This window comes from Gemmatimonadales bacterium, assembly GCA_036279355.1.
In the GTDB taxonomy this organism is placed as follows: domain Bacteria; phylum Gemmatimonadota; class Gemmatimonadetes; order Gemmatimonadales; family GWC2-71-9; genus DASQPE01.
On the sequence record DASUJH010000021.1, the window covers coordinates 1 to 12,951 of the forward strand.

10 protein-coding genes and 1 pseudogene are annotated in these 12,951 nt (G+C 69.0%); 5 read left to right on the forward strand and 6 right to left on the reverse strand.

All coding sequences use genetic code 11. From position 1 onward, the window contains the following. From VFW66_05585 to VFW66_05605, 5 genes are all read right to left on the reverse strand, one after another. Positions 1-222: hypothetical protein (locus VFW66_05585; GenBank protein ID HEX5386151.1), on the reverse strand; the 222-nt coding region annotated here is incomplete at its 3' end. Then, positions 219-440 (reverse strand): hypothetical protein, encoded by a 222-nt coding sequence (locus VFW66_05590; GenBank protein ID HEX5386152.1) that lies wholly within the window; start codon positions 438-440, stop codon positions 219-221. The genes VFW66_05590 and VFW66_05585, both read right to left, overlap by 4 nt. Before the next feature lie 22 nt (positions 441-462). Then, positions 463-1,557, reverse strand: coding sequence for a selenide, water dikinase SelD (gene selD, locus VFW66_05595; protein ID HEX5386153.1), 1,095 nt, complete (start codon positions 1,555-1,557; stop codon positions 463-465). Between the two features lie 49 nt (positions 1,558-1,606). Beyond that, positions 1,607-2,983 (reverse strand): amidohydrolase family protein, encoded by a 1,377-nt coding sequence (locus VFW66_05600; protein HEX5386154.1) that lies wholly within the window; start codon positions 2,981-2,983, stop codon positions 1,607-1,609. After that, complete coding sequence (locus tag VFW66_05605; GenBank protein ID HEX5386155.1) at positions 2,970-3,455, reverse strand: nuclear transport factor 2 family protein; 486 nt, start codon at positions 3,453-3,455, stop codon at positions 2,970-2,972. Before VFW66_05605 ends, VFW66_05600 begins: the two co-directional genes overlap by 14 nt. Positions 3,456-3,594: 139 nt before the next feature. Here VFW66_05605 and VFW66_05610 point away from each other — a divergent pair, with 139 nt between their 5' ends. The 4 genes from VFW66_05610 to VFW66_05625 all read left to right on the forward strand — a co-directional run bounded on the left by VFW66_05610 (position 3,595) and on the right by VFW66_05625 (position 10,146). Further along, the gene (locus VFW66_05610) at positions 3,595-5,409 is read left to right on the forward strand and encodes a glycoside hydrolase family 15 protein (GenBank protein ID HEX5386156.1); all 1,815 of its coding nucleotides are present in this window, start codon (positions 3,595-3,597) and stop codon (positions 5,407-5,409) included. A 746-nt stretch (positions 5,410-6,155) separates the two neighbouring features. Beyond that, positions 6,156-8,396, forward strand: coding sequence for an LpqB family beta-propeller domain-containing protein (locus VFW66_05615; protein ID HEX5386157.1), 2,241 nt, complete (start codon positions 6,156-6,158; stop codon positions 8,394-8,396). Further along, the gene (locus VFW66_05620; GenBank protein HEX5386158.1) at positions 8,396-9,433 is read left to right on the forward strand and encodes a zinc-binding dehydrogenase; all 1,038 of its coding nucleotides are present in this window, start codon (positions 8,396-8,398) and stop codon (positions 9,431-9,433) included. Before VFW66_05615 ends, VFW66_05620 begins: the two co-directional genes overlap by 1 nt. Positions 9,434-9,438: 5 nt before the next feature. Then, entirely contained in the window at positions 9,439-10,146 is a 708-nt protein-coding gene (locus VFW66_05625; protein HEX5386159.1) for a hypothetical protein, read from the forward strand. Positions 10,147-10,346: 200 nt separating this feature from the next. Here the strand turns inward: VFW66_05625 and VFW66_05630 are convergent. After that, positions 10,347-11,189 (reverse strand): annotated as a pseudogene (locus VFW66_05630) (IS5 family transposase). A gap of 1,404 nt (positions 11,190-12,593) precedes the next feature. Here VFW66_05630 and VFW66_05635 point away from each other — a divergent pair. After that, positions 12,594-12,951 (forward strand): hypothetical protein (locus tag VFW66_05635; protein ID HEX5386160.1); only part of this gene is annotated, 358 nt, incomplete at its 3' end.

Below are 12,951 nucleotides of genomic sequence, written 5' to 3' on the forward strand. Positions count from 1 at the left end.
CGGCCGCGCGCCCATCGCGCCGAGGACGTCGAGCGCCGCGAGCGCGCCGGCGAGCGCCATCCGATTGTTGGTGGTATCGGGATCGGAAATGAAAAAGTCGCGCCGCTCCACCGCGCCGGCGCGCCATTCGATCAGCCCGCCCGCACCGCCGGGCGTGCGCCCCTCGCGCCCATTGCCGAGGCAGCTCTCGTCGAGGTGTATCACGACGGCGTGCCCGCTCACGTCCCGATCACCTGAAACTGCTCGATCTCCTCGAGCGGGAACTCCAGCTCCTCGCCGGTCATCGGCAGCCGCGCGATGAGCGCCTCGCGCCGCCCCACGGCGCCCACCCGCACAGCCACCACGATGTACTCGGTGCCCCGGCGCGTCACCAGCGCCACCCTGAGCCCCTGCCGCGCCGCGCGCTCCAACTGGTCCATCCGCTCCGCGGTCCACCGCACCGGCGCCACGTGATCGCGCGGCCTACGTCGACACCGGCGCGGTGTACGGCCGCCGCGTGACGCGGATGCGCCCCACCGGCTCTGCCACGAGCCGCCCGATAGTCGCCGCCGCCGGCGTCCCCTCGGTGCGGAGCGCCGTGAGGAGCGCCGCTTCGTTCTCTGGTGGCACGGCGAGCAGCAGGCCGCCGGAGGTCTGCGCATCGACGGCGAGCACGCGATCGGTCTCCTCCAGGTCAGCCGCCCAATCGACGCGGTCGTTCGCGGCTTCGAGGTTGCGCGTGGTGCCGCCCGGCACGAACCCGCGCGTCGCCAGATTCCGCGCGTGCGGCAGGATCGGGAGCGCGTCGAACTCCACCTCGGCGCCGACCCGGCTCGCGTCGAGCAGGTTCGCAAGGTGCCCGAGCAGCCCGAAGCCGGTCACGTCGGTCGCGGCGCTCACTCCCACTCGGAGCGCCGCCCGCGCCGCGCCCTCGTTGAGCGCGCTCATCGATTGCACTGCGTCGGCCATCCCTGCCTCGAGCAGCGCGCCGCGCTTGAGTGCCGTCGCCAGAATGCCGGTGCCGAGCGGCTTGGTGAGCACGAGCAGGTCGCCGGCGCAGGCGCCCGAGTTGGTGAGCATCCGGTCGGGATGTACCTCGCCGACGACGGCGAGCCCGAACTTCGGCTCGGGGTCGTCCACCGAATGCCCGCCCAGCACGAGGCAGCGCGCGCGCGCGCAGGTTTCCGCGGCGCCCCGCAGCACCTCGCCCAGCATCTCGAACGAAAGCTTTTCCCGCGGCCAGCCCACCAGGTTGAGCGCGAAGAGCGGCGTCGCCCCCATCGCGTACACATCGCTCAATGCATTCGCTGCCGCAATGGCACCCCACGCCGCCGGGTCGTCCACGATGGGCGTGAAGAAATCCACCGTCGCCACGAGGGCGCGGTCGGGCGCGATCCGGTAAACGGCCGCGTCATCTCGCGTGGCCGCGTCAACGAGGACCTGCGGGTCCTCGACCATAGGCAGGGCGCGCAGAACCTGCGCGAGGTCGGCGGAGCCGAGCTTGCAGGCTCAGCCGGCGCCGTGCGAGAGCGACGTGAGTCGGATCGCGGGCCGCTGGTCGATCGGGGTGTCTGGCATGGGGCGGAAGTTATACCGGCGGAGTGCCGCCGCTACCAGGCCGTGTGGATCACCAGGCCTTGCGGATGGAATCGGCCGGCATGAGCCGCCCGCGCAGCATCACGCGCTCGACCTTGCGGGTGTTGCGGATGTCGTCGAGCGGGTCGGCGCGGAGCACGACGAGGTCGGCCGCCTTGCCTGCCACGATTGTGCCCAGCGAGTCGGCGCCGATCAGCGCCGCGCCGTTCCGGGTGGCCGCGAGCAGCGCCTCCGCCGGCGTGAACCCCGCGTGCACCAGAAGCTCGAGCTCCTGGTGCACGCTGAAGCCTGGGATGAGAAGCTGGTTTGATGCGTCGGTGCCGGTCGCCACTGTGCCGCCGGCCGCGCGGAAGCGCCTGAGGAAGAGATCCTGCATCGGGCGCGAGCGGCGGAACGCCGCCAAGTCGGACCGGCCCCAGCCGGCGCGTGCGATCATCCCCGGCACGTCCCACCGGGTCTGCTCGGCCGCGGGCACGGCGCGGAGCTCGGGGCGCGCGGTGACCAGGGTATCTTCGAGCCGGCTGAACGTCTCGTGCAGGACGAGCGTCGGCACCACGACCACATGCCGCGCCGCCAGCTCGCGGGCCACCCGATCGAGCGCGGCGGAGTCGAGCCCTGCCCAGCTCTGCTCGAACGCGGTCCAGCCTGGCCAGAAGCCGCGATAGTGCGCGCTCAGGAGCGCCGATGGATCCGCCAGCGATGCCTCGGGCACGCCGCTCATGTGCTCGTCGGAGCGGAGCCCCAGGCGGGCGGCCGTCACCGCGTCGGTGAGGCCAAGGTGTCCTGCGACCGGCAGATGGAAGGTGTTCGCCTCGTCAATGATGGCCTTGAGCACCGGGGGGTCCACCCGAGTGTACACCTTGATAAGATCCACTCCCGCCACTGCCAGTCGGTCCACCGCGCGCCGCGCGTCCGACGCGTCGTCCACCGGGATCGCGTCCGCGTAGGTCGGTGGCCGCCCATCAATCATGGCTCCCGCACTGTAGATCCGCGGGCTCGGCACCTGATCGGTGTTGGCTCGCTGGCGGAGCGCCAGGATGGTGTCGAGCGTGCCGTGCACGTCGCGCACGGTGGTGACACCCCAGGCGAGATAGCGGGTGAGGGCCCAGGGTGCCACGTGCGCATGGGCGTCGATGAGCCCCGGGATGATCCACTTTCCGCGGACGTCGACCTCGGTCGTGCGGCGGGGCAGGGAAAAGCCGGCCCGCGTCGTCACGGCCTCGATGTGACCGTCCCGCACCACCACGACGGCGTCGCGCCGGGGCGGCGCACCGGTGCCGTCGAACACCGTGGCGCCGACGAGTGCGACGCCGTCGGGCGTCCACGCATTGCAAGCGGCGAGGACACCCGCCCCGGCAAGTGTCGCAAGGGCGAGCGTCGCGACGGCGCCTGCGCTAGTGCGGGTCACTCGACGAATGGTCGTGGATGATTTTCCATCCCTCGGGGCGGCGCTCGAGCACCAGCGTGAACGGCCCGCTCGCCGTGGTCCGGCCGTTGCGGAAGAGCACGAACCTCGCGGTGACGAGCGCGTGCCTTCGTCCGAGCGAACGCGCGGCGATCTCCTCGAATCTGAGGCTGTCGCGCTCGGCGCCGGGAGCGAACCGCGGGGCGTAGCGCGAACGGATGAACTCGAACCCGTACCGGGCGTGCCCGGCATCGATGAAGCTGGTTGACGTGTCGCGCGCGTAGGACGCCATGAACCCGTCGAGGTCGCCGCGGTTCCAGGCGTCCGCGTCCCGCTCAAGTTGCCCGGCAAAGAGCGCCGTGAGCTCGGCGCCACGCGGCGCCTCCCGCGCAGCAGCTTCAGGCGCGACGGTCTCCGGCGCCGGCGTACGGCAGGCACCAACCAGCACGACCAGCAGGAGGACGTGCAGACGCATGGATGCGATGGGGTGGAAGTCACCGGAAGCTCAACTTGTGGCACCATCGATGCAAGATGCCGGCGCTCCCACGCCGGCCGGCGGACCCGCTAGACGGGCCAGCTATGTTTCGGGCTCTTTGGGCCCAGGAGTACCACTGATGAGCCAACAGGCCATTTCCAACTACGGCCTGATCGGCGACATGCGGACAGCGGCGCTCGTCGGCCTCGATGGCGCGATCGACTGGTGCTGCTTTCCCCGGTTCGACAGCGGCAGCATCTTCGGCGCTCTCCTCGACGTCGAGCGCGGCGGCACGTGGTCGATCCGGCCCGATGGGGCGTGGACCTCGACCCAGCGCTATCTGCCTCGGACCAACATCCTCGAGACCACCTTCACCACCGAGGGCGGTATCGTGTCCGTCACCGACTTCATGCCGGTGAGCGCCGACGGCCATCCTATCGGACAGCACCCCGAAATCCACCGGCGGGTGTACTGCCGCCGCGGCCAGGTGCCGCTCCGGGTCGTGTTCATGCCGCGCTTCGAGTATGGCGCCCGCGCGACCCGGCTGGAGGTGCTCCGCACCGGCATCTTCGCGACCGACCGAACCGACCAGGTCGTGACCCTCGCCACCACCGGCGCGCTCGACTGGGCCGTGGAGCAGTCCACGGCCATCGCGGCCTTTCCGCTCGCGCGCGGCGAGGAGCGCTGGTTCGTGCTGCGCTACGACGACGACGACATCTACCCGGTGGACGCGTACGAGAGCGGCCGCAAGCTCGAGATCACCGAGGAGTACTGGCAGCGCTGGGCCCAGGCGGTGCGCTACTCCGGCCCCTATCGCAGCATGGTGAAGCGTTCCGCGCTGGTGCTCAAGCTCCTCACCTACGCCGAGTCCGGCGCCATCATCGCGGCACCCACCACATCGGTGCCCGAGACGATCGGCGGCAGCCGCAACTGGGACTACCGGTTCGTCTGGCTGCGCGACGCCGCTTTCACGCTCGCCGCGCTCAACAGCGTCGGCCACCACGCCGAGGCGGACGCCTTCATGCGCTTCCTCAAGCGGGTGTGCCGGCACGAGGGTGCGGGACATCTGCAGATCATGTACGGCATCGACGGGCGCCGCGACCTGATCGAGCGGCAGCTCGACCATCTGAGCGGGTACCGCCAGTCACGGCCGGTGCGGGTGGGCAACGGCGCTGCCGGCCAGCTCCAGCTCGACGTTTACGGCGAGGTCATCGAGACCGCCGACCGCTGGCGCCGCTCGCACGGCATGACCGACGCCACCTGGCGCGTGCTTCGGGGCCTGGTCGATTGGGTGAGCCACAACTGGCAGCTCCCCGACTCCAGCATCTGGGAGGTGCGAGGCGAGCCGAGGCACTACGTTTTCAGCAAGGTGATGAGCTGGGTAGCGCTCGACCGTGGCATCGCGATGGCCGAGGAGCTGGGCCTCGATGGCGACCTCGCCCACTGGCGCGCCCAGCGTGAGTGGCTCCGCGCCGAAATCATGCAGCGCGGATGGAGCGAGGAGAAGCAATCGTTCGTCCAGGCCTATGACACCGATGCGGTGGACGCGGCGGCGCTCTCCATCCCGATGGTGCGGTTTCTTCCCTGGGACGACCCGCGGGTCAAGTCGACGGTGCAGGCCGTCGTGCGCGAGCTCACGACTCCGGATGGCGAGCTGGTCTACCGCTATCGGAGTCCCGATGGGCTGGAGGGCGAGGAGGGGGCGTTCTCCATCTGCACCTTCTGGCTGGCCCATGCGCTCGCCATGACCGGCGACCGCGAGCGGGCCGAGCAGCTCATGCGCCGCATGCTGCGCCACGCGAACCACGTGGGCCTTTTCTCCGAGGAGATCGATCCCGCGACGGACGAGTTCCTCGGCAACTTTCCGCAGGCGTTCACCCATATCGCGCTCATCAACTGCGCGGTGGCGCTGCACCGGCTCAGCAAGCCCGCCAAGGCAAAGCGCCCCGCGTGACGCGGGGCGCTCGGATCGCGACGGCGGGCCTTGCCTCCTCGGGACCTAACGCCGCCGCCTCGAGGACCGCCGCCGTGCGGGGCGCCGCGCGGACTTCCTGGCATTCTTCTTTGCGCTCCGGCGCGCGCTCTTCCGCGCCGGACGCCGCGCCGACTTCTTCGCGGGGCGCCGTGCGCTCTTCTTGGCCGGCCGCGCGGGCTTCCGGGCACTCTTCTTCGCACTCTTCTTCGCACTCTTTTTCGCACCCTTGCGAGCGCCTTTGCGCGCGCTCTTTTTCGCGGACTTCCTGGCGCTCTTCTTCGCCGGCTTCGCGGCCTTGGGGGCCGGACTCGGCGCGGGACGGGTGGGCGGCGTTGCTGGACGGGGTGCTGGCCTCGAGGCGGCCGGCTGCGGTGCGACAGGGACGGGAGGCGGCGCGGGCGGAGCCGGTTCGCTCGGCAGCGGCAACGGGTCCATCCATCCGGAACCCGACCAGCCCATTTCCATATTGTGCAGCGCGGCCATAAGTGCTTCCTCCGTGGGCGGATGCGGCGCGAAACCCGGCGCCGGTATCGAGGCGCGGGGGCGCCTGCCGGGGTGCAGTTACGGGGTGCGCTTATAACTTGCACCGATTGGTCCGGTCTGCAAGGGCCTCCGACGCCGCCCGCATCAAGCCCCATGGCACACTCTAAGTCTCGCTTTGACAGCCGATTAGCCGGCGAGTATCTTAGCCGCACTCCCCGCATTCACAGGAAGCGATTCCCACGGTGAGCCCCTCCTCGCGTGGCCCGTTGTACGCCCTGCCGCGCCGCAGGTGCGCCGCCTTCCGTTCCGCCGCCATCGCCGCCGTCTTCGGTGCGCCGATCGCATCCGGTCTGGCGGGTGAGCTCTCCGCGCAGACGATCGCGGAAGTGCAGGTCTCGCCTCAGACGCTGACACTGGGCATCGGCCAGCACCAGGCCATCTTCGCCGCAGCCTTCGATCGCAAGGGCAACCTCATCCCCAACGCGCGGTTCACCTTCTGGAGCTCGGACTCGACCATCGCCCGGATCGAGTCCGACGGCATCGTGACCGGCGTGCGCGCCGGCCTCGCCAAGGTCGAGGCGCGGATTCGTAACCGCCGCGCTTCGCTTGCGGTGCTCGTGGGAGGCGTGGACAGCACCGGCGCGGGGGGTGAGAACGCCGTCGCGGCGCTCACCATCGCTCCGGCCGCGCTTCATCTCCTTCCCGGCGAAAAAGCCCGGCTCACGCCGCAGGCGGTGCAGAACGACGGCAGCGCCGCAACGGTGGCACGGGTAGCGTGGAAGTCCCTTCGAGCCGACGTTGCTGCCGTCGACTCGGGAGGCACTGTCGTCGGCTTGGCGCCCGGACGCACCATCGTCCAGGCGTCGGCCGGCGGCATCACCGCGACGGCAGCGGTCGACGTGAGCCTCGGCGAGGTTGCACTTTCGGCGACCCGTCTCGTGCTCCCGCCCGGCGGGGCCGACACGCTGCATGTCACCGTGCCCGCCGAGGGGAATCGGGCGGTCGATAGCGGCATGCAGTGGCGCTCGTCCGACACCACCGTCGCGCGGGTCGATTCCGCCGGCGTGGTGCGCGCCTTCGTGCCCGGCACGGCGACGATTGCCGCCAACGGATTCCGTCGGGAGCTCCGCGCCACCGTCGTCGTGTACAAGACGCCCACCGCCGTCGTGCTCTCGCCGCCCCCGTCGGCCGCGCCGATCCAGTTGCCCGTGGGCGAGCGACACAAGTTCACCGCCGTGGCGGAGGCGTCCGACTCGACGCCGGTGCCCGAGGTGCGCGTCGCATGGGAGGTGGGCGACGGCACCGTCGCCGGGTTCGATTCCGCCAGCGGCGAGCTCACGGCCAAGAGCGTCGGCAACACGACGCTGACCGCGCGCGTCGCGGGGTTCGAGCCCGCCGTCTGGCACGTGTCTGTCGTGCCCGGCACGCTTCGGCTCGAGCGCACCTGCGTGGGGTTGGCACCGCATGAGCACGTCGTTATCGGCGCCACGCTGCTCGACGGACAGGGCCGCGCCGCGGGCGCCGCAAGCGATCTCCGCTGGACCAGCGACCGACCGGACGTGGCGGCAGTCGACGCGCGCGGCGACGTTGCGGCCGCGGGGGTGGGCCACGCGATCCTCTCCGCAGCCACCACGTGGGGCACCACCGCGCGGCTCGACGTATTTGTCTCCGGCGAGTTCCTCCTCGCCTCGAGCCGCTACGGCACGTTCGGAATCCTGCAGGCCCTCACCACGCCCGACACGCTGCGTCCCGTTCTCGCCGACAGTGCCCAGAACACCCAGCCCGTCTTCTCGCCCGACCGCACCCGCATCGCGTTCAGCTCCAACCGCGCGCGGCGAGACGGCAACTTCGATCTCTATGTAATGGACGCCGACGGCCGCGACATCCGCCGGCTCACCCAGGAGTCCGGCACCGACGGCGAGCCCGCGTGGACGCCGGACGGATCGCACCTCGTGTTCACCTCGGCGCGGAGCGGCTCGCGGCAGCTCTACCTGATCCCCGTCGAGGCCGGCGCGGCAACGCCGCTCACGAGCGGCCCCGGCGAGAACCACTCGCCCGCCGTGTCGCCCGACGGGAAGACGATCGCGTTCGTGTCGACGCGCGACGGGAGCCCGCGCGTCTATCGAATGGACATCGATGGCGGCCACGCGTCTCGCGCGACGGCGAGCGCGCTGCCGGAGGCGAGTCCGCGGTTTTTCCCGAACGGCGATCTTGCCTGGGGCGTCGAGCGCGGCAAGGGCTCGCGGGAGTGGCGGGTCCTGCGGATGCAGGCGGGTGGCAGCCCGGTGCCACTCTTCGAGACCGACCAGCCGCTCGCGGCCTTCGCGCCTTCGCGCGACGGCGAGCGCGTGGTATACGTGACCCGGCGCGCCAGCCGTGGCACGATCGAGTCGCGCGTCCTCGTGCGCGGCCTCGCACGGAACGCCGCACCGACAGTGTTCCCGCTGCACCCGGGCGAGCAGGTGGCGAGCGTATCGTTCTGATGCGCGCCCTCGCGCTGACCGGCCCCGGCGGCATCGGCCGGCTCGCCGTGTGCAGCCTGCCGGAGCCAAAGGTCGGGCGCCCCACCGACGTGCGCATCCGGGTGCGCGCCGCCGCGCTCAACCATCTCGACATCTTCGTGGCGAGCGGTCTGCCCGGGGTGGAGCACCACTTCCCTCACATCGTGGGCTCGGACGCCGCCGGCGTAGTGGACGCGGTGGGCTCCGCGGTGCGCGGCGTGGCGCCCGGCGATCGCGTCATGGTGAACCCCGGCCTCTCGTGCGGCGCCTGCGAGGCGTGCCTCGACGGCGAACAGTCGCTCTGCAAGACATTTCGCATTCTCGGCGAGCACGTCCCCGGCACCGCCGCCGAGTATCTCGTGATCGATGAGGCGAACGTCGCGCGCGTGCCGGACGACATGCCTTGGGACCGCGCCGCCGCATTTTCGCTCGCGACGCTCACGGCGTGGCGGATGCTCACGACGCGCGCGGCGCTGCGGCCGGCGGAGACGGTGCTCATATGGGGCATCGGCGGCGGGGTGGCGCAGGCCGCGCTGCAGATCGCTGTGCTCGTGGGGGCCACGCCCATCGTGACCAGCGGCTCCGACGCCAAGCTCGAGTCGGCGCGCGGGCTCGGCGCGTCGCTCGGCGTGAACCACGCCACGCACGACGTCGTGGCGGAAGTCCGCCGCCTGACCGGCGGCCGCGGCGCCGACGTCGTGGTCGACAGCGTGGGCGAGCGCACCTGGCAGAGTTCGCTCCGCGCACTCCGGCGCGGCGGCCGGCTTGCCATCTGCGGTGCGACGAGCGGCCCCGCCGTCAACATCGATCTACGCCGGCTCTTCTGGCATCAGTGGACCATCCTCGGGTCCACCATGGGTAGCCACCGCGAGTATCGCGAGATCGTGCGCCTCGCGGGGCAGGGCCGGCTCTGGCCGGTGGTGGACCGCGTGGTGCCGCTCGAGGGCGCGGTGGACGCCTTTGCACGACTCGCCGCGGGCGAGCAGTTCGGCAAACTCGTCATCGAGGTGTCACCGTGAACGAAATGTGGGAGCGGTTGATCATCGGCGCCCAACAGGTTGGTGCCGTGCTGCCCGCGCTCCTTGGCGCGGTGCTCATCCTGTTTGCCGGCTACTTCCTCGCGCGGCAGGTGCAGCGCTGGGTGGATGATATCCTCAAGCGCATCGACTTCAACCGCATGGCCCACGCGGGCGGGCTCGACCAGGCGGTGGAACGCGCCGGCCCCCGGCTCGATCCGATCCGGGCGCTCGCCAAGCTCATCTTCTGGCTCGTGATGCTCGTCGCGATTCTGCTCGCGAGTGCCGCGCTCGGCCTGGAGAGCATCAACCAGATGTTTGGCACGATGCTGGCCTTCATCCCGACGCTCATCGCCGGGATCGTCATCGTGATCCTCGGCATGATCGTGGGGGAGTTCGTGCGCGGGATCATCATGGCCTCGGCCGGCAACGTGTCCGGCGTGCCCACGGTGGCCAAGATGGCGAAGGGCGCGGTGGTGCTGATCTCGCTCTTTCTGGCGTTGCAGCAGGTGGGCGTGGCGGAGGAGATCCTCACCGCGGGGTTCACGCTGGTGCTCGGCGCGCTGGCGCTCGCGGCGGGGCTCGCCTTCGGGCTCGGCAACCGCGAGCTCGCCGGCGAGATCACCCGCCGCTGGTACGAGCAGGGCCAGCGGCGCGACCGGCGCCGCGGCGATCGGCCGGGCGGCGCGCCGGAGGAGCCGCCGATGCTCGATTGACGGCGGGCGCAGGGAACGCGCCGAACCGACACCCTTCAGGGAAGCCGCATGCCCAATCCCCCCTTCAGCAGCGGCGCAGGAGGGTCTGTCGCGGTGACTTTAGCTCACTAACCGAGTTCTTTCAGTCCTCTTCGCAAGAACATCCCCCGCGATAAGTTGATGATGGGTTGACCCTCGGCGCGTAGCTTTGCTAGGGCCTGTTACGCACTTCCGAACAATTTGATGGCGCGCGTGAGCATGAGACAGGCAAACGCGAGGAAGTGGAATCCGGTCACGGTCGCGGGCGAGCGCTCAAAGTCACGTGCCAGCCGACGGAAGCGGGTTGACCACGCAAATCTGCGCTCGACGACCCAGCGCCGGGCCAGGAGCACAAAGCCGCGCTCGGCAGCCGGCAGCTGCACGACCTCGAGCGTGATCCCCTGTTCCGCCGCAGTGGCCCGCTCGACCCCCTTATACCCTTGGTCCACATACGCCAGCTCGACTGCGCCACTCGTGAGCGCTTGGACCTCCATCGCCAGCTCGGCCACCGGGGCGCGCTCCTGCGCTTGGGCCGGGGTGACGTTCGGCGCGAGCAGATAGCCGAGTGTGTCCACCACCATGTGGAGCTTCCACAATGGGGAGCTTCGAGCCGCGCTTCCGCTTATGCCCATCGTAGCCCGCTCGGTGGCCGCTTTCGGGCCTCGACTGGAGGGTGCGCGCATCAACGACAACCGCCGTGGGGTCGGGGGCGCGCTCCTCGCCCAAGCGCAGCAGGGCGTGGAGATCGTGGACCAGCGCCTCGAAGACGTCAGCGGCGATCCAGCGCTGGGTCTGCTGGTAGATCGCGGCCCAGGGCGGGAAGTGGTTGGGCATGTAGCGCCACTCGGGCCGGTCTTCACCATCCAGCGCACGGCGTTGAACACCTCGCGCAGGTCGTATTTCCGCTGCGGGGCATCGGCGCGACAGAGCGTCAAGTACGGCGCGACGAAGGCCCACGCCTCGTCGCTCACATCGCGCGGGCAGGGCTGCCGCGTGGGCGCCCGAGCCTCCAAGTGCACCTGCATGCCCGCAAGCTACTGGCCCCGCAGGCAGAAGTGCAGAACAGACTCTAGGCGACACAATCCTGAATTTCCTGAATGTGCGCCGGCGTCGCCGTTTTGCGGGTTTAAATTGCTTAGCGTAGCTTCTCCTCGTATCCCCCAATCACTAACGTGCGCACATGATCATGGTCGAGGCCACAACCTTGCCATGGTTGGTGCAGTCGGAGCCCGAATGATGACGGCCGCAAAGCACGTGCGCGACTGCCTGTGTGTTTGCGCGACTTGCGCACTCGCCCTCGTGGTTGCTTGCGGTGACCATGCAACCGCGCCTTCCTCGGTGCGCGCGCTACGATTGTCGGACGGAGTCAGCAAGGCCGAGAGTCTTGCCTTGCGTGCAGGGCGCTCTTCTGAACGCGCTTCTGCACAACCGTTGAGTGACGTGAGTGCGCTGTCCAGCCCAGGCTTCGATAATGCCTATTGCCGGTTCGCGTTCGATGGGAGCAGTAACACGGAGCACCCTGACAGAACTCCTTGTGCAACACAATACCAAGCCCCACAAGGTCTCGTAGTCGATGGCCACGAATGGGGATACCATGGGCCTGTAACGGTCATATTCTCGCAGCCAATTGTGGGCTTGACTGCGTTTAGTCCTGGACCCATAGACTGTCGTAGTGGCCATGGGTCGGCAGCGGCCTACAACGGCAATACTCTGGTTGATAGCGTCCAAATGGAGATAGTTTATCCCCCTGACTGCGGTGCGGATCAAGTTGCCGGGGGCGCCGCAGCACATTTCCCCCCCGATGAGCAAATCACAAAGGTGATTGTCTATCCGCCGGACTCACTGAAGTGGGCGCTGCCACCCCCTTACGAGTCTATCACGGGCTATGTGAGCATGCCCGTGGGCGTCCGGTTTCTTGAGCCGTGCCCGCCGACTGGCATTCCGATGCTTGATCAGGTCGACTGGCGCTTGGTCATGGACACACTTCTGGTGGCTGCAGGGACCTATGATAAGGCGCTACTCGACCGGCAGGAGATGACGGGCAGGCTTTGGAAGAACCTTGTAACCGGCGGGTTTCGGTATGAGAATCTCTTCGTGGAGTACCCGGGAGGGCCATGCAGCAACCCTGGTCCTAGTCTCCTTAACCGCCGTGAAGGCGACGATACACTTGTAGCGGTGTATCACGCGCATCCGATCTTTCGCGGTGAGGACATTCGAGCCGCCTGTAGCGATTCCTCGGCATCCGTCTACAATCCGGATGCGAATGGTGGGGGCAGTGGCTACGATTGGAACTACGCCGATACGAACCGAATCGATGTAGTCGCGGTGTCGCCGGAACGCGTGCACTTTCTCAGGCAGGGAACACCGGTTCCCGACCGGCCCACCAACCCGTATGGATGGTCTCTGGGTGCCGATCGCTGTATGCGGCCGTGAATGACGCTCAGAAGTCGATCATCGATTGCAAATCGGGGGTTAGCGAAATGCTACGACGCCTAATTCAGTCAGTTTGCGGAATCATCTTGGGCATTACGGTTGCGGCTCAAAACCTCGCTGCGCAGCAATCAGCATCCAAGTGCCTCCCGGCGGATGCTCAGAGCGCGAGTTTCATCAACGAACTGCAGCGAATGATGGCGGCGACAGACTCCTGGACTATCCAAGGCCGCGACAATGTGTTCCATGTGCCGGTCGTGTCCCCAAGCCAAGTCACGCTCGTTACCGATGCGAAAACCTGCGATAAGGCGTCGGTGGCATTCGGCCCACCTCCCGGAAGTACCGTGCTCCCTACAG